Annotated in this window: 24 protein-coding genes and 4 tRNA genes (1 of these 28 only partly in view); 7 read left to right on the top strand and 21 right to left on the bottom strand. The window is 39.2% G+C overall.

Annotated elements, in window-relative coordinates; genetic code table 11:
• Positions 1–98: 98 nt before the first annotated feature.
• From yhbH to queG, 5 genes are all read right to left on the bottom strand, one after another.
• Positions 99–1,262 carry a sporulation protein YhbH gene (gene yhbH / locus NST57_RS04855; RefSeq protein WP_142154559.1) on the bottom strand — a complete coding sequence of 388 codons (1,164 nt, stop codon included), beginning with the start codon at positions 1,260–1,262 and terminating at the stop codon, positions 99–101.
• Positions 1,263–1,402: 140 nt separating this feature from the next.
• Entirely contained in the window at positions 1,403–3,298 is a 1,896-nt protein-coding gene (locus NST57_RS04850; RefSeq protein ID WP_017360374.1) for a PrkA family serine protein kinase, read from the bottom strand.
• Between the two features lie 441 nt (positions 3,299–3,739).
• Complete coding sequence (gene trmL, locus NST57_RS04845; protein ID WP_003211950.1) at positions 3,740–4,213, bottom strand: tRNA (uridine(34)/cytosine(34)/5-carboxymethylaminomethyluridine(34)-2'-O)-methyltransferase TrmL; 474 nt, start codon at positions 4,211–4,213, stop codon at positions 3,740–3,742.
• A gap of 43 nt (positions 4,214–4,256) precedes the next feature.
• Positions 4,257–5,159, bottom strand: a complete 903-nt coding sequence (locus tag NST57_RS04840) for an amidase domain-containing protein (protein WP_341298158.1) — start codon at positions 5,157–5,159, stop codon at positions 4,257–4,259.
• Positions 5,160–5,220: 61 nt separating this feature from the next.
• A complete protein-coding gene (gene queG, locus NST57_RS04835) occupies positions 5,221–6,369 on the bottom strand; it encodes a tRNA epoxyqueuosine(34) reductase QueG (protein WP_142156146.1) in 1,149 nt (382 codons plus the stop codon).
• A gap of 179 nt (positions 6,370–6,548) precedes the next feature.
• On the opposite strand from queG, the gene NST57_RS04830 reads away from it, so the two are divergent.
• Positions 6,549–7,049 carry a hypothetical protein gene (locus NST57_RS04830; RefSeq protein WP_341298157.1) on the top strand — a complete coding sequence of 167 codons (501 nt, stop codon included), beginning with the start codon at positions 6,549–6,551 and terminating at the stop codon, positions 7,047–7,049.
• Between the two features lie 96 nt (positions 7,050–7,145).
• Here NST57_RS04830 and NST57_RS04825 read toward each other — a convergent pair.
• The 8 genes from NST57_RS04825 to NST57_RS04790 all read right to left on the bottom strand — a co-directional run bounded on the left by NST57_RS04825 (position 7,146) and on the right by NST57_RS04790 (position 12,594).
• Positions 7,146–7,219 (bottom strand) — tRNA-Gly (locus tag NST57_RS04825).
• Between the two features lie 127 nt (positions 7,220–7,346).
• Complete coding sequence (locus tag NST57_RS04820; RefSeq protein WP_142154551.1) at positions 7,347–8,003, bottom strand: hypothetical protein; 657 nt, start codon at positions 8,001–8,003, stop codon at positions 7,347–7,349.
• Positions 8,004–8,083: 80 nt separating this feature from the next.
• Positions 8,084–8,365, bottom strand: coding sequence for a hypothetical protein (locus NST57_RS04815; protein ID WP_142154549.1), 282 nt, complete (start codon positions 8,363–8,365; stop codon positions 8,084–8,086).
• On the bottom strand, positions 8,362–9,267 hold the full coding sequence (locus NST57_RS04810) for a PqqD family peptide modification chaperone (RefSeq protein WP_142154547.1): 906 nt from the start codon (positions 9,265–9,267) through the stop codon (positions 8,362–8,364). The genes NST57_RS04815 and NST57_RS04810 overlap by 4 nt, the downstream gene beginning before the upstream one ends.
• A complete protein-coding gene (locus NST57_RS04805; RefSeq protein WP_341298156.1) occupies positions 9,251–10,717 on the bottom strand; it encodes a hypothetical protein in 1,467 nt (488 codons plus the stop codon). Before NST57_RS04805 ends, NST57_RS04810 begins: the two co-directional genes overlap by 17 nt.
• A complete protein-coding gene (locus NST57_RS04800; RefSeq protein WP_142154546.1) occupies positions 10,695–11,441 on the bottom strand; it encodes an ATP-binding cassette domain-containing protein in 747 nt (248 codons plus the stop codon). The genes NST57_RS04805 and NST57_RS04800 overlap by 23 nt, the downstream gene beginning before the upstream one ends.
• A gap of 115 nt (positions 11,442–11,556) precedes the next feature.
• Positions 11,557–11,769, bottom strand: coding sequence for a hypothetical protein (locus tag NST57_RS04795; protein ID WP_008358673.1), 213 nt, complete (start codon positions 11,767–11,769; stop codon positions 11,557–11,559).
• A 669-nt stretch (positions 11,770–12,438) separates the two neighbouring features.
• On the bottom strand, positions 12,439–12,594 hold the full coding sequence (locus tag NST57_RS04790) for an FbpB family small basic protein (protein ID WP_038475053.1): 156 nt from the start codon (positions 12,592–12,594) through the stop codon (positions 12,439–12,441).
• Between the two features lie 265 nt (positions 12,595–12,859).
• Between NST57_RS04790 and NST57_RS04785 the strand changes: the two genes are divergently transcribed.
• Complete coding sequence (locus NST57_RS04785; RefSeq protein WP_142154544.1) at positions 12,860–14,152, top strand: homocysteine synthase; 1,293 nt, start codon at positions 12,860–12,862, stop codon at positions 14,150–14,152.
• A gap of 41 nt (positions 14,153–14,193) precedes the next feature.
• Here NST57_RS04785 and lepB read toward each other — a convergent pair whose 3' ends face one another.
• Together lepB and NST57_RS04775 are read right to left on the bottom strand one after the other, a co-directional pair.
• Positions 14,194–14,760 (bottom strand): signal peptidase I, encoded by a 567-nt coding sequence (lepB, locus tag NST57_RS04780; RefSeq protein WP_142154543.1) that lies wholly within the window; start codon positions 14,758–14,760, stop codon positions 14,194–14,196.
• A gap of 156 nt (positions 14,761–14,916) precedes the next feature.
• On the bottom strand, positions 14,917–16,860 hold the full coding sequence (locus NST57_RS04775; protein ID WP_142154542.1) for a sulfatase-like hydrolase/transferase: 1,944 nt from the start codon (positions 16,858–16,860) through the stop codon (positions 14,917–14,919).
• 533 nt (positions 16,861–17,393) lie between these two features.
• Between NST57_RS04775 and NST57_RS04770 the strand changes: the two genes are divergently transcribed.
• The 5 genes from NST57_RS04770 to NST57_RS04750 all read left to right on the top strand — a co-directional run bounded on the left by NST57_RS04770 (position 17,394) and on the right by NST57_RS04750 (position 20,172).
• Complete coding sequence (locus tag NST57_RS04770; protein ID WP_142154541.1) at positions 17,394–18,197, top strand: DUF2262 domain-containing protein; 804 nt, start codon at positions 17,394–17,396, stop codon at positions 18,195–18,197.
• Between the two features lie 18 nt (positions 18,198–18,215).
• Positions 18,216–18,905, top strand: coding sequence for a DUF1963 domain-containing protein (locus tag NST57_RS04765; protein WP_142154540.1), 690 nt, complete (start codon positions 18,216–18,218; stop codon positions 18,903–18,905).
• A gap of 63 nt (positions 18,906–18,968) precedes the next feature.
• Positions 18,969–19,223, top strand: coding sequence for a hypothetical protein (locus tag NST57_RS04760; protein ID WP_341298155.1), 255 nt, complete (start codon positions 18,969–18,971; stop codon positions 19,221–19,223).
• Positions 19,224–19,365: 142 nt separating this feature from the next.
• A complete protein-coding gene (locus NST57_RS04755; protein WP_142154538.1) occupies positions 19,366–19,557 on the top strand; it encodes a hypothetical protein in 192 nt (63 codons plus the stop codon).
• A 69-nt stretch (positions 19,558–19,626) separates the two neighbouring features.
• Positions 19,627–20,172, top strand: coding sequence for a histidine phosphatase family protein (locus NST57_RS04750; RefSeq protein ID WP_142154537.1), 546 nt, complete (start codon positions 19,627–19,629; stop codon positions 20,170–20,172).
• Between the two features lie 30 nt (positions 20,173–20,202).
• Here the strand turns inward: NST57_RS04750 and NST57_RS04745 are convergent, their stop codons facing one another.
• The 6 genes from NST57_RS04745 to NST57_RS04720 form a co-directional block, all read right to left on the bottom strand.
• Positions 20,203–20,907, bottom strand: a complete 705-nt coding sequence (locus tag NST57_RS04745) for a hypothetical protein (RefSeq protein ID WP_341298154.1) — start codon at positions 20,905–20,907, stop codon at positions 20,203–20,205.
• A gap of 119 nt (positions 20,908–21,026) precedes the next feature.
• The gene (locus NST57_RS04740; protein ID WP_341298153.1) at positions 21,027–21,821 is read right to left on the bottom strand and encodes a phosphotransferase; all 795 of its coding nucleotides are present in this window, start codon (positions 21,819–21,821) and stop codon (positions 21,027–21,029) included.
• Between the two features lie 420 nt (positions 21,822–22,241).
• On the bottom strand, positions 22,242–22,667 hold the full coding sequence (locus NST57_RS04735; RefSeq protein WP_341298152.1) for a hypothetical protein: 426 nt from the start codon (positions 22,665–22,667) through the stop codon (positions 22,242–22,244).
• Between the two features lie 235 nt (positions 22,668–22,902).
• A tRNA-Leu gene (locus NST57_RS04730) sits at positions 22,903–22,984 on the bottom strand.
• Between the two features lie 37 nt (positions 22,985–23,021).
• Positions 23,022–23,110: transfer RNA gene (locus NST57_RS04725), tRNA-Leu, on the bottom strand.
• Positions 23,111–23,123: 13 nt separating this feature from the next.
• A tRNA-Cys gene (locus NST57_RS04720) sits at positions 23,124–23,141 on the bottom strand (it continues 53 nt past the right edge of the window).

The raw sequence follows: 23,141 nt of genomic DNA, 5'->3' as shown, positions 1-23,141 counted from the left end.
TCAAAGAGAAAGTTTTACTTTTTTTCTGGTGATCCCTTCCTTCTCCACACAAAAAACCTTTCAGCCCTTATGCTGAAAGGTTTTTTTGAATGTTCTCTTTAAGAAAGAACTTCTTCCTGCTGAAAAAATTTTTTTAATGCGAGAAAAACGTCTGATTTTTGCTTCAAAATATAATGCTTAAATTTCTCATCCTGAATATGTTTATATGCTGACATTAACGTAGAATGCCGATTATATTGATTCACTTCACCATAACAAAATAAATTGGCTTTTTTCATAATTTCAGAAACGAGCTTCACGCACCGTGCATTATCAGAGGTCAGATTATCACCATCAGAAAAATGGAAAGGATAAATATTATATCGTGACGGAGGATATCGTTCGTCTATGAGCTCTAGTGCCTTTCGATAGACAGAAGAACAAATAGTTCCCCCGCTCTCTCCCCGAGAAAAGAAGTGCTCCTCGTCTACGACCTTCGCCTCTGTATGGTGGGCAATGAATTCGATCTCGACTGTCTCATACTTTGTCCGCAAGAAACGTGTCATCCAAAAGAAAAAGCTTCTCGCCATATATTTTTCCCAAAGCCCCATACTTCCGCTTGTATCCATCATTGCTAGAACAACCGCTTTCGATTCTGGTTTGGTGACTTCATTCCACGTCTTATACTTAATATCCTCTGGATAAATGGGATAAAAGGAAGGGCGTCCTGTCATGGCATTTCGTTTAAATGCTGACAGCATTGTTCGTTTTTTATGGATATTACCGGTTAGCCCCGTTTTGCGAATATCATTAAACTCAATTTCTTCGACAACGATATCATCAAGTTCCTTTTGTTTAAGATTCGGCAGCTCTAGCTCACGAAACAGCGCTTCCTCTAAATCCATTAATGAAACTTCTGCTTCGTAATAATCATCACCGGCTTGATCTCCAGCGCCTTGCCCCTTTCCCTGCCCTTGCTTACTGTCAGATCCATCCCGAGCGACCACATCGCCAACCTGGCTGTCTCCCTCTCCTTGACCTACATGCTTATTCTTATCATAGTTGTACCGAATTTTATATTCATCTAAAGAACGGATCGGAATTTTGACCACATCTTTGCCATTAGACATGATGATGCTTTCCTCTGTGACAAGATCCGGCAAATTGTTTTTAATCGCCTCTTTGACTTTTTTCTGATGACGCTGCTGGTCATCAAAGCCTTTTCGATGGAGGGACCAGTCTTCCTGAGACACAATAAACTGACTTTTTTCTTGCCGGGACATCCATCCCCCTCCTCACCTTTTTGCACAATTCTTGTAACCATCAATTCCATTATCGTATGCTGCTCGTCAGCGAAATGACGATGATTTTTAAAAAAGACATTACCGGTGCTGGTTTGCGCCAATAATGCCTCCTTCATTTATTAACGATTCAGAAGACTGCCTACATATTTTAAGAGTTCATTTGCACTTGTAGAATTATAGCCATGCTCATCAATCAATCGCGCCACTACTTCATTGACCTTTTTCAACTGCTGCTCATCCGGCGTTTTCGTCGATGTCGTAATTTTCACGACATCTTTCAAATCGGCAAAGAGCTTCTTCTGAATGGCTTCTCGTAATCTCTCGTGAGAATTATAATCAAAGCGTTTGCCCTTTCTCGCATAAGCTGAAATCCGAATAAGGATTTCTTCTCTGAATGCCTTTTTGGCGTTTTCAGAAATGCCGATCTGTTCCTCAATTGAACGCATGAGCTTTTCGTCAGGATTCATTTCTTCACCTGTTAACGGATCACGCAGTTTGTTTTTATTGCAGTACGCCTCAACATTATCTAAGTAATTATCCATGAGAGTTTTCGCAGACTCCTCATAGGAATACACAAATGCCTTTTGAACTTCCTTCTTCGCCATATCGTCATACTCTTTTCGTGCGACAGAAATAAAATTCAAATAACGTTCCCGATCTTCACTTGAGATCGATGGATGCTGATCCAGTCCTTCTTTTAAGGAACGGAGGACATCCAGTGCATTGATGGATTCCATATTCTTTCGAATAATGGTGGATGAAATGCGGTTAATGACATATCTCGGGTCAATTCCGCTCATCCCTTCGTCATGAAATTCCTTTTTCATCTCATCAATATCAACAGATTGGAAACCTTCGACACTTTCCCCATCATACAGTCGCATTTTTTTCACCAAATCGATATCAGACCGCTTCGGCTCTTTCAGCCTTGTCAAAATAGAAAACATCGCAGCCACCTTTAGCGTATGCGGGGCAATATGAACATCTGAGACATCACTTTCTGAAATCATCTTATGATAAATACGTTCTTCCTCTGTCACCTTTAAATTATAAGGGATCGGCATCACAATAATTCTTGAGTGTAAAGCCTCGTTCTTTTTATTTGAAATAAATGACCGGTACTCCGTTTCATTCGTATGTGCAACAATCAATTCATCCGCACTAATCAGCGCAAAACGCCCCGCCTTAAAATTACCCTCCTGCGTTAATGAAAGAAGATGCCATAGAAATTTCTCATCACACTTTAACATCTCCTGAAATTCCATCATTCCACGGTTCGCTTTATTGAGCTCTCCATCAAACCGGTACGCACGCGGGTCTGACTCTGAACCAAATTCAGCAATCGTTGAAAAATCAATACTTCCTGTTAAGTCGGCAATGTCCTGAGATTTCGGATCAGACGGGCTGAAGGTACCAATGCCGGTCCGTTTGTCCTCTGAGAAAAAAATTCGTTCCACTCTCACATCCTCAATGCGGCCGCCATATTCCTCTTCGAGCCTCATCAAGTTCAAAGGTGATAAATTCCCCTGCACACGTATGCCGTATTCTCTATAGAAATCCTCCCGCAGATTTTGCGGAATGAGATGAAGCGGATCTTCATGCATTGGGCAGCCTTTAATCGCATAGACTGCGCCATGATCTGTTAGTGAATACTCTTCCAGCCCTCTTTTCAGCCTTGTGACAAGCGTCGATTTCCCGCCGCTGACTGGACCCATTAACAATAAAATACGCTTTCTGACATCTAAACGTTTAGCCGCAGGGTGAAAATACTCTTCCACTAGCCTTTCCAATGATTCCTCTAATCCAAAAAGCTCCTGATCAAAAAATTTGTAGGTTCTGACCCCATTCTCCTCTTCAATCCCGCTGTCCTTAATCATATGATAAACGCGAGAATGAGCAGATTGAGCGACGAGTGGATTTTCTTTAATAATATCTAAATATTCGCTGAATGTGCCTTCCCATTTCAGTCGCTGCTCTTCTTCTCTGTGCTGTTCAATTTTCTTTAAAATATCCATATGAACCTCCTCTTTCAAGATTGAAGCTAGAAATCAGATACTGTTTTACAATCTATGCGGAGGCGTCCTATTACATGCTTTCGTTCTTCAAAATGACGAATTGGCAAACTGAATTGACAACCATCCGCAAGACCCTTCATAATAAAGGAAAAACAGGAGAAAAATGATCTTCATCTCCTGCTTTTCAAGGCGAACTTCACAACACATGAAACCGGCAGCAAAGGAACAAAGGGATAAGGGGGAGCTTATATGAGAACGGTCATTATGATGGGCGTCATCATTACGTTTTTAGTATCCATTTTCACAGCTGGCTACGAAGGCAAGCCTGGCAAATGAAAAAAAGGATGTTCCATCAGCGGAACATCCTTTTTATTTCGTTCATATTTTCAGCACTTACATATTCACTGAAAGCGAGATGGAATCTCGGCTTTTATCATGTTCTTATATCAAATCTCGGTATTGCTGCTGGCGAAGCGCCTCATACACAAGAATCGCTGCCGTATTCGATAGATTCAGTGAACGAACATGCTCTGTCATTGGTAAACGAAGACAGCGATCCATATTCCGTTCAATCAAATCTTTTGGCAATCCACTCGTCTCTCTGCCAAATACGAAGAAATAGTCTTCATCTAGCTGCGAGTAATCGAACGTTGTATGCGGTTTTTGCCCAAACTTTGTGATATAGAAAAATTGCCCTTTCGGATGAGCCTCAAACAATTCATCTAATGAATCATGATAGACGACATTGGCATACTTCCAATAATCGAGTCCTGCACGCTTCAGCATTTTATCATCTGTCGAAAAACCAAGCGGACGAATCAGATGAAGTGTTGTATTTGTTGCTGCACATGTTCGCGCAATATTTCCAGTATTAGCTGGAATTTCTGGTTGATATAAAACGACATGAAGTCCCAAAAAAGTTCACCTCTAATTTTCTTTTCCGCTCAATATTATACCATTAACTATCCTTCGGAGCATCGTCCAAAATGTGAAAAAACGTATAACGAATACTAGGTGTATAAGCCGTTGAGTCTTCATACGACCAGTAACGCATACGGCTGTCATACGTTTGTGCATTCACAAGAGGCATTCCGCCCTTATCATGATCAACGACAATGGTTGTATGATTATACCTGCCGTCACCTTCAAAATCGTAACAAATAACATCACCTATTTGAAGCTCCTGCGGTTCCTTGAGCTTCTTCGCTCTCAACCCCGCTTTGGAATTCGCTAAATAATTTTTCATCGAATGTGCCACCGTCCAGCTGTAGCTCCATGTATGTGGACGAACCCACCAGCCAGATCCACGGTTCGGATATCCTCTCGTTGGCGCATTCCCTGCTTTCAGACATTGTGAAATAAAATTCGTACAGTTATCTTCGAAATTTTTATAGGCTGGATTCCGTTTATTCCAATACGTCTCAGCATATTGAACAGCTGCACGCCGGTCATAGTGAAAAGCTCTTCCAAATTGGTCTTCGTTTTGGAAGCGCTCATCCACCAGATCTTCCTTTTGTCGTTCTTCTAACATCATTCGATCTTTTACAAGCATGTCGTTATAAATAAACGCTTCTCTTTTCTCAACCTGTTCCTCTAAATAAAAAGAGTCGTCTATATCCTTACAGACATAAGTGAAGTGAGCGAGATATTGTACTTGCTGAGCTCCATCATCTTGAATAGCTGAATCGAGAAGTTTTGCTTTTGCTTTCGCCTTGACAATCTCAACTTGTCTTCTTGCAAACAGCTCTTTCTTTCGCTCCACAGCGTCCACATCAGACATAAGCTGGGGCTGTTTGATCGTACTGCCATTTAATAAATATGCCAGTCTGTCTTCTAACGTTTGTTCTAATAATTGTTTCACACAGACACCACCAAACTTTTTTTAACATCTCTGTTTGGTTCATTCTATGTTCAGTAGGGGGTTATTTAGTATTTAAAGGTGCTTGTAACAATTCAATCCCTTTGATGATTTCTTGTTTTGCTTCTTCATCACTTTCCCGCTCAAGGGCTTTTTCCAGTTCAGAAAGCTGCTGCCCATCGCCAATTTTACCGATTGCCCAAGCAGCCGTACCTCGAATGACCGGTCTTGGATCTTTATGCATTAGGTCAACCAAATCTGGCAAAGCAGATGTATCTTTAAAGTGAGCAAGTGCCAAAATGGCATTCCGCTGAATAGGCTTTTTCCCTCGCCATGATCCAGAAACATGACCATACTTCTCTTTAAACTCACGATTGCTGATTGTCAGCAGCGGCTTTAAGAGCGGCTTTGCAATTTCAGGGTCCGGCTCCATTTCAGGATGTAGATGAAAGTCTTTCCCTTTATTAATTGGGCAGACCGTTTGGCACGTATCACATCCATACAATCGATTCCCTATTTTCGAGCGAAATTCGTCAGGTAAAAACCCTTTTGTCTGTGTTAAAAACGAAATACATCTTTGAGAATTGAGCTGGCCTGGATTCACAAGAGCACCCGTTGGGCATGAATCCACACATTTATTACAAGTTCCACACTGATCTTCTATTTTCTCATCCGGTTCAAATGGAACATTTGTAATCATTTCAGCCAAATAGACATAAGATCCAAACTCTGGTGTGATAATCATACAGTTCTTTGCACTAAAGCCAATGCCAGCACGTTCGGCTACAGCACGGTCCGACAATTCACCTGTGTCCACCATTGATTTTGTCCGAATATCTTCATGTTTACTGCGCAAAAATTCTTCAAGCATGTCGAGCTTTTTTTTCAGCACAACATGATAATCAGTTCCCCATGAAGCCCTGCAAAAAATCCCTCTTCTTGCATCCTTTGTACTTCGGGGAGCATCTTTCATTTTGGAAGGATACGCAAGCGCAATGGCAACAATTGATTTTGCTTTTGGAAGCAGCAAAGCAGGATTTGTTCGTTTTTCGATATCAGGCTCTTCAAAACCGGACAAATACCCTAACGATTCATGTAAGATGAGGCGGTCCTTTAATGAATCAAATGTATCAGCACTTGCAAATCGAATTTTATCGACACCAATTTCGTTCGCATATTGAATTAATTCTTCTTTTAATTGTCCAACATGAATCACCTTGCAAACCTCCTTTCTTTGTTTCTTCAGTTATTTTCAGTATAATACGAGTGTATCATGACCGATTGGAGTGAGTCACTGTGAAGATACAAATGGAAATCTCCCAACCTCAAAGCCCGTCTATCCATGTTGGACAGATTGAATATTCACATATTGAGATAGGAAAATCCCCTCAAATGTTAAAAGGTCGACTGCGCCTGTTTCAAGAATCTTTGTTTTTTGAATATGAAGATCAAACTTTGGAAGAAGTACCAGCGATCAAAGAATGGACGAATCTTCTAGAAGGTGTCCCCTTTCTTCCGCTTCTTGCTGATATTCAAAAAGAACAATTTATTAACTCGACCAATTCCGTACAGGATTTGTCGATATTTTTCTCACTAAAATATTTCTTGCCTATCCTCACATTAGATGCCGATCAATTGAAAGAGCCTCTTTCATTATCCAAAAATGAAACTGGTCATATTGAATGGCAGGATGGCGCAGAGCTTAAAGGGTTATTTTCTCAAGCAAGTAAAGCTCAAATTTCTCAAGACACAAAAAGCATTCTTCAAATCATTCTCTTCCCACCATCTATTTCCTGGGAAAAGAGTGAGGCACTTATACAATCCTTGACGAAGATGTTTATACAAATACATGGTGGAGAAAGTAAATATGAACTCATTGAAAAAGCACTGTAGGTCACAGTGCTTTTTACATTATACTGACATAATAAAAAACGCAACACTTCGTTTATCTATGAAACGAAATACTGCGTTATAAACAAAATTATGTATTGGAGCGGGTGATGAGAATCGAACTCACGACATCAGCTTGGAAGGCTGAGGTTTTACCACTAAACTACACCCGCATCAATCTTTTAGAGACAACGTCATTGCGTTGACTTTTATTATGTTACAACTTTCTTAACAATTCGTCAAGAGAATATGAAGATTTTTCGTCAAAAAATTTCATATTCTCCATATATATTACGATAGTTATTTGTCTAGCTGGATATAAAATAAATAGGCATGTGACTTATTCTTCAGCGCTTGCTTAGGATTTTTCTCAATCACTTCAAGCATCGGTGAATTTCCGTCTTTCCCCATTGCCGCTGTATACGCAATCAGTGCCTTTCCTCCAGAAGAGACTTTGACAGTATCAGATTGTGCAGAAAAAACATAATCACTTACTTTGAACGGAAAACTTGCTGTTGCTTTTGTCATTCCCTCATTCTTGTTGTCTGACCACATACTAAATTGTGATTCATATGTATCTTTCTCATGCCTTAATTGTAAAAGTACATTCATCGTTTGGTCGGTACCATCCTGATGTAAAGTAAAGGTGGCAGATGATGCTTCCTTATTAGCTAATCGGCCATTTTTGTAATGACTCCCGATAAACGTAATACTCTTATCCTTCTTCGTTAATCCTTTTATTGTTAAAGCCACCATTTCATTAGCGGTTGATGCTTCTAGTAAGTTCTTTTCTTTTTTTGTCAGTTTCATTTGTTCGATCGTTACTTGCTTCTTTGTAGCAGACTCCGTGTTTATTGTAGATACCGCCTTCTCGGTTTGCGTGGTTTCTTCGGCCTTCTCACCGCATCCTGCTAATAGAAAAACAGTGAATATAAGAACACTCCATTTTTTTAACATTGAGATCCCCTTTGATGTTTTTTATTTTCTATTATACTAAAATTTGGTTCAATATACAAAAAAAGATTAGGGAAATTCTCCTAATCTTTCACTTTTTTCTGTTTCATGGCTGATAGTAATGCCACAATGAGAAAACTGACAGCAAAAATGACAACCATATAAATAAAAAAGTTTGGTTTGATTTGGAACGTAAATGCAGACGAACCTTCCATCTCAAAAGCAAGACTATTAAATAATAATTCATTATTTGTTTTTGATTGAAATAAGTGATAGAACAGAACACCAATGGTCAGCATCGGAAAACCTAAGAAACCTAGGAAACTACCAACAATTGCACCTTGTTTCATTGCCTGAACGTTCATGATCGTTGTCCTCCCATTCCACCAAGCAATAACTGCTTCATAATAGACTTACCATCCCCCATAAACGGAAGAAGGTAGAGCAATTGAATAAAATACGTGATTGAAAAAATGAAAAACCCTGTCGAAATCGGATTTTCTTCTAGAAATAAAACAGTCACAATGATTCCGGCTACGCCAATGAGCCCCGGCAAAAGCGGACCAAGCAGTGTAATCCACACCTGTTTTTTCTGAAACGGATCTAAAACAGGCCTCACAAATTTCACAGACATCATATCGCTCGCAAAAAAGCCTTGAGGGCCATCCCGGCCGGCGAACTTCCGATGTGCATACCCGTGAGCCGCCTCATGCAAGGCGGTTCCAGTAATTAATCCGAAATAAATAATCGTAAAATAAATCGCAATGGCTGCAATCGATGGATCAGGAATAAATAAAAAGGCGATTCCCGCCATGATCATAAAGAGCACCCAGAAAAAGATGATTTTACGCGTCACCATCAGCAGAGCCGTGCCTAGTATGTGAAGAAATGAATGACCCGTGCAGTCAAACCGCTCTTTCATCTTTACTTGATACTGTTTAAAAAATTGACAGCAGGCTGTGACAGCTCGATATGGTGATTGATAATGAATCGACAGCAAGTGATGCTGATTCAGCCCCATCATCAATTGATAAAAATCGCGAGCAATCACAGACTCATCGACTTGAAACAAATCGGCGAGCTCTGCCGTAATACTCGCCTCTGTCCTTTGACCATCCACTTTCGTTAACATATGATATGCACTTTCGTTAATCGGAAGTGAGCTTCCGTACTGCGTATCAGTCAAATGCCTTTTTTGTAAAGTCACATATGGCGCAAGTGCCGGCACCCGCTCAATCTTTAGCTTATTGTTAAGAAGTTGAATCATGTGAATACCTCCATGAAAAACCTTTATATATGGCAAAGATGAGCAGACATTCAAATCCTGCCACAAGCAGCCACTGAAGCATTTGACTCGATTCCCCAATCACATAGTTTCCAATAAATACAATCGGAATCATGATTAAAATAAGTGCTCCAAACGAGAAAATGCCTGTGTATGGATTATTTCGATCAAGGGGTAATAAAATACCCACCACATAAAAGAGAGCCGTTGCATTACACAAGACAGCAGCGCCAATCAACACAATCCAGATTTGATCCGGGAGCGTCAGTGTTGTGATCATAAATAAAACAATTTGGATCACACCAACGAGCAAAAGTCCGAGGAACTTATAAAGAGCCACTTCCCACGGCCTTAGACCAAACGTTTTATACATCCCGATCATACGTTTGTCATTGCCAAATGAATTAAAAGCTGTTAATCCAGCTAGCGCACATAGGACAAAAAAAGCTTCTCCTTCAAAGCGGAAGGCAAACTGATAACGGACAAATAAAATGACAATAAGGAGGATGAGAAAGTTTAAAATATTTTCTTCATTTCTCACTTGTGACTTTATTTCCTTTACAATGAGAGACCACTTTTTTGAAGATGAAAATGGCAGTTTGTGCAGAAAGGTTAACGCTTTTTTCTCAGCCATAATTGGCATTAAAGCAAGAGAAATAAATGCGCCTCCCGCAGATAATAGGATGAAGAGGATCAAAATCGCATAATTCACCCCATCAGGAGACATCCCTTGTGCCGCTAAGAAAAACGGCGCTGTAAAATACATCAAATGATAATCAAACTGTACATATGATTGCTGTATTTGGTTGATGTCGAAATGCGTCATTCCATATGCTACAACTAGCGCTAATAAAACAAATATCGCTGCAAATTTTTGCAACGGTAATTTTAATTTTAGTACGAGTAAATAAGTCACGTTGTAAATGAGCTGAAGCAGTGTTAAGACAAAGAGTGATTGCAACAACACCATCAAAAAGAACGTAAGAATAAAGAAAATACCGATTCCTTGTGCAATAAAATTAGGTAAAAGCAAGATCCCGATGAAAAATAAAACAAGCCCTGTTACAACTGTCACCATCGGAATGAAGTAACCAAGACTTTTTTGAAAGGTAGACAGCGGAAACCAGCTGAGCTGCATAGAAAAACGATCTTGTTCAGGTGTTCTAACCTTGATCAGCACAAATAACAAGCTTGTAAAAATGGATGCATTGATCGCCATCGACACAACCAACAATCCAAGTGAACGTTCATCTCCATTTAAGAAAGCCTTCATAAAGACACCCGTAAAACTGTATCCGATGATGGCTCCCATTGTGACTGCAAACAAAAAGAATAAGACCACAATGATTCGCTTCGTTTGAGTATCAAAGAGCTTATACATCTCCTGCTGCCACATTTTAAGCATCATTTTAGAAATGATTAATGATTTCATCAAAATGTGCACCCCTATCACTTAACATTGAAGCTTTCAGAAACACCTGTTCCAATGTGCTTGATTGATACTTTTCTTTTAAGGCTGAAACCTTCCCTTCATCCATTTTATTTCCTTTAGAAATAATGGCGATTTTGTGGCACAGCTCTTCCGCTGAAAGCATATCATGTGTTGAAAGCAAGATTGCACCATGGTGCTCGGCATAACGTTTCATCAGTTTCTTTGTGTTTATAACCGCTTCAATATCAAGTCCTCTAAAGGGCTCATCCATGATCACTAATTGACTCTCAAGCATAAAGGCAGCAATCAGCTGTGTCTTTTTTTTCATGCCATGGGAATAGGTTTCAATCGGTCTTGATAAAGCTGATTCCATATCAAACAATTCAATTAGTTGATTTCTTCTTTGAATTGTTTTACATTCATACATAGAAGAAACAAAATCTAAATATTCAGCACCAGTCAATGCTTCAGGGAGCAGCAGATCATCTGGAACATAGGCGACTTGTTTTTTAAATGATGGATCATCATTTGTGACGTCCTTCATATGAATGGTTCCTTCTGTATGCTTAATGATGCCGAGTATACAGTTAATCATCGTTGTTTTACCGGATCCATTTGGTCCAGCAACAGCAACGATTTGATGAGGGGCAATTTTCAAATGAAAATCATTGACAGCAGTCACGTTATTTTTATACGTCTTGGTTAAATTCTCGATCGTAAACATATAACCTCCAAGTGTCTGCATATTCTTTAAAAATAGATCAGGCTAAACCGCCCGCCACAGACGGTTTAGCCCTGGTGTCTTATCTAAGAAGTAAAAAGATGAATCCTAAGTATAGCTACTTACATTCAATTTGGACTTTTAAGCCACTTTCCCACTGAACGGCTCCTGTAAAGCTACCCTTGCCGTTTGCTAAACACCAAACTGCTGCTCCTAGAACAACTGTTGCCCCCAATCCAAGAAGGACAGCAATAAATACTAAGAACCAAGCTTGGTCCATAATAGCAGGTTCCATAGTGGAATAGTCAACTTGCGGCGCTGCATAAGTCATACTTTTCACCTCCCAGCTTATGATGATCGTATCATAGGCGTCACACTCCAAACATCAACAGAAGATCCCATTTTTGACCGAACATATTTTCGTGTAAAATGTGACTTTTTATTCAATTGTTCATGTTCAACTGTATAAATTCTCCCTTTTTTACTATTTTTCACCACAACATAAGAACCATAAAACCCATATATTGGCAATAAATCCATCTTTTTTCTGCCTTTTTTCAAATAGTTCATTTTCATCATCTCTTCTATTTAATCTTTCATTTTTTTGAGATAGAAAGAATTCCCCCGATATATCAGATAAAAAAGTCCTAATTATATGTTGTTAACACATCAAATACGACATATTAACTGATAATTCCGACAAAAGAGTGAGCATATTTTCCTTCTTCTCTTGTCTCTTAAAATATGTATATACAAGAAATCCTGTTGGGAAAAAAGCCCTTGCCCTATTTCATAACTGCCAACAGCTCACTCTTTTATAAAATCGCCTGTTGAGTGTGGATACTTTACTTTTCATCTATGAGGTTAAAATGATTTATCCAGTTCTCTTACATCAAACAAGCAAAACATATATGTAGAAAAGCTCTTATCTTCCAAAAAGAGAGAAGAGCTTTCGTTTGGCACATCAGTTATTCATCATTGTTCAGTTCACATTCAATCATTATTTCAACCTTGTATGTTTTTCATCAATACGATCGTAAATCGCTTCTATTCGTTCTTGATTGCTGTAAATCTCATATTTGTTCCGCTCAATCAAAATGTCTAATGTGATATCCAAATGTTTTCTGTATTTTTTTCGTTTTTTCTTTTTCTCCATCTTCAACTTCCTTCCTGATTAAAATAAAAAAAGGCCCTTCACTCATGCCTGAGTGAACGAGCCTTCGGTTGACCGATCAGCGATTCTTATTGATATTTTCAGTATGCTTATGTTAATACATACTATTCCGACATGTCAACTATATTTATTGTTTTTTCAGATTTATCTAAAAAATGATTGACCGGGCAGTAAACAAGATTTATAGTCTTATTAAATATTTCTTATTAAAGTAGTTGGTTTTATCTAACAAAAGGAGGACACACACATGTCAGAAGAACTTCAATTTCGTTTAGAAACAAAAGCCATTCACGCAGGTCAAGAACTGGATTCAGCCACCTATTCAAGAGCTGTACCTATTTACCAAACAAGCTCTTTCGGTTTTAGAGATAGTGAGCATGCGGCGAATTTATTTGGACTTCAGGAACCCGGTAATATTTATTCACGTATTATGAACCCGACAAATGATGTGTTTGAAAAACGGATCGCTGAGCTTGAAGGTGGAATTGGTGCACTTGCGGTCTCCTCAGGACAAGCAGCAACCACTTACTCCATTTTAAACATTGCAGGAGCTGGTGACGAAATCGTATCCTCCAGCAGTCTGTATGGCGGCACATATAACTTATTTGCTCATACATTAAAAAAGCTTGGAATAACAGTAAAGTTTGTGGATTCGTCAAACCTTGAAGAACTTGAAGCAGCCATTACAGATAAAACAAAAGCAGTGTATGCAGAGAGCATCGGAAATCCAAAAGGCGACATTTTACATATTGAAGCCGTATCTGCCATTGCACACAAGCACCATATCCCTCTGATTGTGGATAACACACTTGCCAGCCCTTATTTGTTAAGACCGATTGAATTTGGTGCAGACATTGTTGTCCATTCAGCAACGAAATTCATCGGCGGCCACGGCACATCCATTGGCGGAGTCATCGTCGACAGCGGCAAGTTTCCTTGGGCTGACAGTGATAAGTTCAAAGGACTGACGGAACCAGACCCTAGCTATCATGGCCTGACGTATACGGAAGCGATTGGAGAAGCGGCTTATATCACAAAAGCACGTGTACAGCTGTTACGTGATTTAGGGGCTGCTTTATCTCCATTTAACTCATTTTTACTCTTGCAAGGCTTAGAAACATTGCACCTCCGCCTTGAACGCCACAGTGAAAATGCAATTAAGACAGCACAATTTTTACAAGATCATCCTCTTGTAGAATGGGTCAGTTATCCAGGTCTTGAAGGTCATGAATCCTTCGAACTGGCTCAAACTTATTTACCAAAAGGGCAAGGCGCCATCCTTACATTCGGCATCAAAGGTGGTAAAGACGCAGGAAAAAAACTCATTGATTCCGTACAGCTTTTCTCACATCTTGCAAACGTAGGCGACTCTAAGTCACTCATCATCCACCCTGCCAGCACAACGCATCAGCAATTAAGTGAAGCAGAGCAAAAAGCCACAGGGGTTACACCAGAACTTATTCGTTTATCTGTTGGAACGGAAGCGATTGAAGATATTCTGGCAGATCTAGAACAGGCAATTTCAAAAAGTCAGTCTTAACCAAACAAAAAAAGCACACGCCTGTGTGCTTTTTTTATTGATTAGTGATTGATTAATCGAATATCTTGGAAGGGATAAAACACGAACGATGTTGTCCCTTGAATGTCACTCTTTGTAAAAAGACCTAAACCGTTGCGGCTGTCCATTGAGTTTTGGCGATTGTCACCCATGACAAAGTACTTTCCTTTAGGGACTGTAAGAGGACCAAAATCAGGTGTCAGCAAGGTGCCATCTGCGGCAGCTTCCTTTTTGTTTGATGCTAAATAAGGCTCCGCCACTTTTTGACCGTTCACATATAGCTGGTCATTTTTCATTTCGATTTTATCACCAGGTAAACCAATCAAGCGTTTCACATAGTGAGTACTGCGGTCTTCCCCATCAAGAACAATGATCTGCCCGCGTTTATAATCGCCGAAGTAATCGACTGTTTTATTCACAAACACCCGCTCTGTATCATGCAGTGTCGGTTCCATAGAAGTCCCCTTCACAATATACGGTGCGAATAAAAAATTACGAATGATAAAAACAGCAATAAATGCGATTAAGATGGCTTTGATCCAGCCCCATAATTCTGATTTCTTTTTTTGTGTTTTTGTATTTGTTGTCATAAGCTCCTCCTGAAATCCCCTAGGACAAAATGAGTTATCGCCAGCTGAGCACTGACGCCACGCTTGTTTCTCCCTAAATATAAACATATTTTGCCAACAAATCAAGCTGTAAGAGAGAAAAAGGCAAGCACCTTTCTGTGCTTGCCCCAAACTCAGTTAGTTAGCAGAAGAATCCGCTTCTGTCTCTTTGTTTGTTTTACCATAGAAATAATCAGATGGATTCACTGGTTTAAAATCAGATAGCTTATGGAATCGAAGAAGATCCCTGTACAGCACTTTATCTGATAGGCTTAACTGATTATCAACACGGGCTTTAATCGCTTCTGTCTTTTTGTTTTGTTTCACCACTTTACCCGTTTTTGTATCGTAGACTGTATTATCTACAAGGGTATATTTTGGTGTCACATAGTTTCCGTTACGGAATGCAACAGTTTGATCATGCTTTTTAGAAAATAGATCTGTCCCAAAATTGACAAACTCGTTTGAATCAATGCCTTGTAAATGAAGAAGCGTCGGCATCACGTCTACTTCACCGCCATACGTATGATTCACGCCGCCTTGTTTACCAGGGATACGAATCATGAGCGGTACACGCTGATTTTGTGCATTTTGATATGGCGTAATTTCTGTCCCTTGAATCTCACTCATTGCACGGTTATGGTTCTCAGAAATACCGTTATGATCACCATATAATAGAATCACTGAGTCTTTATACAGACCTGATTTTTTTAAGTCCTTAAAGAATTGTTCTAATGACTCATCCAAGTATCTCGCTGTTTGGAAATAATTATCCACTGTTTTATCGCCGGTTGTTGCCTTAGCGATTGTCGCATCTTTCTCATCTAGATTAAATGGATAATGGTTGGTCAATGTCATTAAGTGTGCATAAAATGGCTTTTTCATTGATTCTAACATTGGAATTGATTCTTTAAAGAACGGCTTATCCTTCAGACCCATGTTCACAAGGTTTTCTTCATCCATGTTGTAATAAGATGCATCGAAGAATTGATCAATCCCCATATGTTTATAAATCGTGTCACGGTTCCAGAAAGATTTATAATCCCCGTGAAGCACTGCACTCGTATAGCCTGCTTTTTGATCTAAGATAGCAGGAAGTGATTGGAAGGTGTTTTCACCTTTTGTCACAAACGCTGCACCCTCTGGCAAGCCAAACATACTATTATCCATCATCAGCTCAGCATCAGAAGTCTTCCCTTGACCAGTCTGGTGGAAGAAGTTATCAAAATACGTAAAATCTTCTTTTCCATGAGCTAGCTTGTTTAAAAACGGCGTCACTTCTTCTCCATTTAACTTGTAGTCAATTAAAAATGACTGGAAGCTTTCTAAATGGATTTTGATGATGTTTTTCCCTTTTGCTTGACCAAAGTATTCTGCATTTGGTTTCGCATAGTGAGAGGTCGTATAGTTCACAACATCCGTTAAATCATCACTGCTCGCATTTGCTACCTGCGTTGCATTTTGTGCGGTTTGCACGCCGTCATAAATCGCATAGTTATAAACACCTAAATATTTTACAATATACTTATGATCAAATGTTCTCGTCAATAATTCAGGACGATCTTTTTCAGCTAAGTGTAGGTTAACGAAGAACAGTCCCACACCTGCAGCCACAATCAGCAGTGCGAAAGTCTTTTTCATTTGGAACTTCTTCACTTCTGGTCTCCAAATGACAATTGCAATTAAAATGATGATATCAAGGAAGTACAAAAGGTCATGCGGCTTAATACTTGCTAACACACCGCCAGTCATACCTCCCCCAAGATTACCGGCTTGTTTCATTGTCGGGAATGTTAAAAAATCATCAAAGAAACGGTAGTACGCTACATTGGCATATAAAAGTGCGGTCATAATAAAATCAATGACAATTAAGACAATGGCCGATTTACGCCCCTTCAAAAAGAGAGCAAGTCCTAAAAACACGATGGCTGAACTGAATGGATTTAATAAGAGAAGACCCTCTTGAAAAGATCCCTTTACTCCTAAATTAAAGTCCATTTTGTAGGCTGTGTACGATTTTGCCCAAAATAAAAGAACAGCCAAAACAAAGAAGCTATATTTGTTCATCAATATTTTTTTCATAAAACCTCTTCTTTCTTATTTTCGATCTGATATAAATGAAATCATAAAAAATTTACATTGATTTTGCAAATGTAAATCTTCTGCACCAAGCATTCCGATGCTCTTTTCTCCGCAGGTTACATGTGCTCCTTTAATATAACGAATAAGAAGCATCATAAGTTTCAAAAAAAATATGAGTAAATAAAAGGAAAAATATCCATTTACATTAAATTTACTGCCACTTCATGTTTCAGAGAATGATGAAGGTTTTGTAAATCACTCAGTACTACTTTACTTTTTTCATCTTATCGTGTCAAAGTAATTATAAAGAAAAGGAAGAATCACCTAGGCTTTTCGACTCACTTAGTCAAATTTATACAAAATCCGAAGCAATTTGCTTTTTTATTGTGACTCACCCTCCAGCAATCCATGTATTCTCTCTGCTGCGATCAACCTAAAAAACAGTTTTAGCAAAAAAAGCTTGATTTTCCCTGCCAATGTACGGTGTGATAAAGGTATAGCTCCATCAAATAAATCAAGCTGGGGGACATCCTATGAAATCAAACAAACAAATCAACATATTTGAACAACGATTTTCAGAAGAAGTGATAGACATCACGGCTGTTACAGGACCTTCTGGAGTCGGCGCAGGAAAAGCGGGAAAAGAAACAATTTGGACTGCTTCAATCCCGCTCATTGCATGGAAGGAAAAAGACCGCATCATAACCGAAAAAGTGAGACTGTGCTGGTTAACAGATGAAAAGGGATTACGAGAAAAACAAGCGCAATTACATAAAGAATCTATCGTCACACTTCAAGTACGTAAAGGTGAAGGTGAATTTATGCTCGTTTCACTTGTTGATACAGATACTGAAGATAAGGAACTTCAAGAAATATTAGAAGAAGCTCAACAACCAATCTTTTACCACGATGACAAGCTGGGTACCTTTGAATTAGTGAAAGGACTAGACTTATTTGAAACAACCATCAAGTGGGGCAATGAGGAGTGCCTTCTTTACTTCAATCTCGAAGAAGAGGAAGAAATGAATGACTCTCTGAAAACGGCTAGACAACTCGTAGAAGAGCAGACAACATGGGATGCCTCCATGAAGTCATATGCAGCAAATCAGCTGATTGAACTAGCCAAAGATTGGCAGGAACAAGACGAGTCCGCTGAAAATTCAGAAGAAATCACTCCGGATCAATTTATCAGCCGCATCTCACTTGAAAGCCTCCATGCTTACCCAAATGGAGAATTCGAAGCCTACTATCATGACGGAGATTTATTTTGGGGACATGTCATCATTGTCTCTGGCAATATGAATGGAACGTTTCAAGATGCACACATTGCTGGCTAAAGAATGGAGGGCTGATAAATGAAGTTCAAAGCTTTTGACGAATTAAATCAACTAGGAAAAACACCTATTGTAGCCAAAATAGGCGGGTTTCGTCCTGATCCATCTAGGTACAGCTGGTTTGCTGGTCATTTTTTCATCCAACGTGATAAAGGGTGGCCGGCAGATCAAGATGGAGCTATGATTCCCATTTTACAAATGTATTTACCCGAAGTACCAGGGGGAATGAACGGCTTTGATGAATGTAAGATGATTCAAATTTTCATTAACAAGAAAACCCTTCCGATCGATATCGCCAAAAACGGTGAGGGCTGGAAACTCATTGAATATTCATCAATGGAAGGATTAGAAATCGCTGAGACCCCTGAAGACGTGAAAGGAATGAAACCTTTCCAGATAGAGTGGATCGAAGGAGAACAACCGGATTATCCATGCTGGGAGGAAGCTTGGTCATACGTTGACTTATCAGAAGTCAATGAAAGTGAAGAAGCGACAGATCATTTCTTCGAGCATTACTCCAACTACTCGTTCACAAAAATCGGTGGATACGGAGCTTACATCCAATCTCCTCCCCACCAGATGTCAGGAGAATTCATGCTGCAAGTCGCCTCAGAGGAAAAACCTCGGTTCATGATTGGTGATAACGGCACGATGTATTTCTATTATGACAAAAACAATAAAGAATGGTTCATGCATTGGGATTGTTTTTAAACTGATTGAATGGAACCATTCCCCTTTCTAAACGTAATAAACGATATGAAGGGGGCCGGTAATATGGGATTCATTTTAGACATCTTCAATCTTGCTCTGTATATCCCTTTTTTACAGGTAGATGAAGATGATATATCACGGAATGCAGCACAGCTAAAAAAATACAGCTGGTTTCAAGCGTTATTAAGTGATCAAACGAGCAGAGAGCTGATCATTTATGATCAAGGAGTCCGCCGTAAGACGAATAAACTCCATAAGAAGTCATACAACATCAGATGCGAGCGAAAGATACAACAAGCCATACACCGCGCCATGTAAAAAAACGGAAAGATCCGCACTTAGCTGTGGCTCTTTCCGTACAAATGTAATAAATCCTTTTGAAAAAAAACAATTGACGCTCGGACAACTCTCCCCGTATATTATGTATAAATTCATCTTTTTATAGAAAAGGGGTCCTCACATGCGCTTGTTTAAGAACTGGAGAAAAAAGCAGCACAAACAGCCGATTACTTCAGAAACGCAAGAAGACAGCATACCAATTAACTTTTCCACTCTTCCCTTTGGCACAGACACCGTAGATGATTTTTTGTTCAACTTAGACCTAACCTCCAAACTCATAGATCCATACAAAGAAGCAGACACGAACAAATAGAACCTAAACTTTCGTGAACCCTCATCCAATATTGGATGATTTTTTTATATTTAGAGGAAGGTGTACCCTATGAAGACATATTATTTCGTCAGACACTGTCAAGCAGATGGACAATCCGAGGATGCGTCTTTAACGCCTAAAGGCATCACACAATCGCATGAGCTCGCACAGCTTTTTTCCGGCATTCAGATCAATCAGATCATATCAAGTCCTTATAAACGAGCAATCCAAACCACTGAGCCCCTTGCTCATGCCAAACAAATAAAGGTACAAATTGATAAGCGTCTCTCTGAACGTAGGTTAAGCAGTCAACCAATGAAGGATTGGTATGAAAAACTAAAGCTCAGTTTTTCTTACTTGCATATGACCTGTGAAGGCGGAGAATCGAGCCAAGAAGCGATGAATCGTATTGTAGAGGCACTCTATGAACAAATAAAATTAGGAAGAGATCATACTTTATTCGCCACTCATGGCAATATTATGAGCCTGCTTCTAAAACACGCCGATCCTGCAATTGGATTCAAGGAGTGGGAACAACTAAGCAATCCAGATGTCTATGTCCTGAAATATTTCAAATCAGATCATGTAGAAATAGAGCGCATATGGCATAAATAAACGGCAGAATGAATTCTGCCGTTTCCTCATCTATTGTTGATAATAAAAGGCCTCTACCCACTCATACGGCTTCTTACGCTCCGCACACCATTTCACAAAGCCTCTTGTCTCCGTCTGCTGAAATTCCTTCCAGTCAGATAAAAGCTGGTTATAGTAGACTGCTAGTTTTTCAACATTGGTTTGAACCTTTTTATCTTCGATCAGTTTCATGACATCTAGAATTCCTTGAATTCGCTCATGATCTTTCTCATAGGTGCTTAAATAAAGATCTTCATGTATATGATGAAACGAATACCACAAAGCCGAGAAATAGGTTTCGCAAATTTGAACAATCACTCGCTGCTCTTTGCTGCCTCCCATCTCTAATGCCTTCAATAAATAGGGCAGCCCTTCCCCCTGATGCACAAACAAGCCTTGCCAGCGATACGGTCTGGCATCCATTGGATCAATATTTTCCCACTCTTGAAGAACAGGGTGGATCACCCCATTTACCAATGGATACACAAGCAAATGATGACCATCCTCAAAACGTTCAATGTAATCAAACAGCCAAGCAACAAATGAACGCCGTGCTGTAAATTCGTTCTTATTCATCTCTTCAACAAAAGACTGAAGAACCTTTAACGCATCTTTACGCAGACCCTGTTCTTTCCTGACACAGTACTGTCTAAAAAGCGGATAATCATGTGATCGCTCATCTTCAATAATAGTCTGTAATATCGTCTTCGTTTGCAAGATAACAACTCCGCCTCTTTACATTCATTCTATTGAACTATTATAACCAATTGTAACATCCACATGAAACTAGTAAAAAGATGAGTTGTCCTTTTTCTTTTATAAAACCCTTGGCATCCTCAAACCCATTCTTTTCTGTGCTCATGAATGAATTGTATGTCTTTTTGATAGTGTTCAAAGTGCCCCTCATGAATCATTTTTTGAAAAGCTCTATCCCCTTCACTCACTTTTCGCTTCATGTATTGACATAAACCTTCTAAACGCAGCAGCACCATATCCACATAATCTTCTGCTATGTCCTCACCATAAGCTTCAAAAAACAGTTTGACTCTATACTTTATATGGCCTGCATGTTCTAATGAATGATAATTTACGACCTCCCCTGTTTCAGTACGAAAAAGTCTACTGAGGGGCACACATGTATAAAGGGTATATGCAATATCCCAAAGCCTTGGGCCAGGAGCAGCTACATCAAAATCAATGATTCCCACTGGCTTTTTATTGTTGAAAATGATGTTGTACATCGCAAAATCATTATGGCACACAACCTCTATGTTATTAGGCGTATTGTCCATTCGTTCCCAATCGTCTGAAATGGGAAAATCACATACAGCATCATGATACAGTCTAAGCATTTTCGCTATTTCTTTTAAAGCATTGTGAGAGCACATGTATTCTTTTAAGGGATCATGACCGGCCACACCTTCAATGAAGGACAAGATCTCTCTACCTTTTTCATCAACCCCTAAAAATGTTGGAGCATAGGAGAAATTCTTTTTTTCTAAATGCTTTAGCAGCTTTTGTATATTCATATTGTCTGACTTTACCTCTCTGCGAACCGTATCTCCCGAACGATATACGTTCGAGACATTTCCACCTGTCAATAACTCTTCATGATCATTTTGTTTTTTCATAAATTCTCCCCCAAACTGGGTCACAATGATGATGCCAGCTAAAGATGTGATGTACCCACAAATATTCATTTAGTTACACAAAGGTAATTCCCAGTTTTATGTGAATGCGCTAATCCGTTTTGTTTCCTTATATGGTTAAATGTATCGTACCAAATGTTGCAAATCATCTAAAGTTTATTCTGTTAAAAGTAGTACATGCTCATTCTATTCTAATAGGATTCTATTTTCATCTAAATAACTCATTTAAACCACAAAAAAACGTTTCACCACAAGGGTGAAACGTTAGGTTCATGGTAAAAACCAATCATGAAACTTGTAATTAATACCGGTGGCCGGAGTCGAACCGGCACTCCGTGATAAATGATTCCAAAAAGGCAAGGTATACCCTCTTAAAGTAAAGCAGCCGTAATGAAATAAGAATTAAAGTTCTTCTTGATATATTGCTGATTTTATCGGCTTTAAAATCAATGGAATTTTAAACTCATGAATACTTTCAATATGATGAAAAAAATGATCTATATCGTCATAATCCATTGACCATTCTTCTACCACCTTTAACTTTTTTAACTCGTTTGTTGGTTTAAATAAAAATTCACAGTGCAGTTGTTCCATGTGAGAATAATCATCTTCTTCATAAATTGTAAACTGACGTACAAAATCAAGATGAAATAGTTCCTCTCCTGTAAAATCATAGACACCACACTGAAATAAAATTTCTTTATCTTCTTCGCCCTCAACTGTCTCCTTTGAAAAAGCCTTAAATGTTTCCCAAACCTTTTTTATCTCATCGGTATCTTCACCGATGCTATCTTTAAGATAACTTTCAGCATTTTTAACCGTAATCATTCCAACACCTCCTATGTACAATTCATCCAATCCTTCTTCAATTGTCCTGCCCCTTTAGTTTAATCATAAGGTAACCATCAATAAAGTAAAAGTTCATCTTCTTTGAACACGATTTGAAGTAATTTTTTCGTATGAAAAATCAGCTAAACAACAAATAAAAAACGCCTTCCTACAAATTGTAGAAAGACGTTTTAAACTTTAATATTCCCGATAATAAAGAATATCTAAAACTAGATACCGGTGGCCGGGGTCGAACCGGCACTCCGTGAGGAACACGATTTTGAGTCGTGCGCGTCTGCCAATTCCGCCACACCGGCATGATCATTAAAGAGCGCAACTTATCATAAAAAACAATGGTGCCGAGGGCCGGACTTGAACCGGCACGGTAGTCACCTACCGCAGGATTTTAAGTCCTGTGTGTCTGCCAATTCCACCACCCCGGCAGTCTTTTCAAAAAGGCGACACCCGGATTTG

The sequence above is a fragment of the Bacillus sp. FSL M8-0077 genome (assembly GCF_038050255.1).
Classification (GTDB): Bacteria; Bacillota; Bacilli; order Bacillales; family Bacillaceae; genus Bacillus; species Bacillus altitudinis.
The sequence above is the reverse complement of the archived record's forward strand: the minus strand, read 5'-3'. Positions and strand labels throughout refer to the sequence as shown.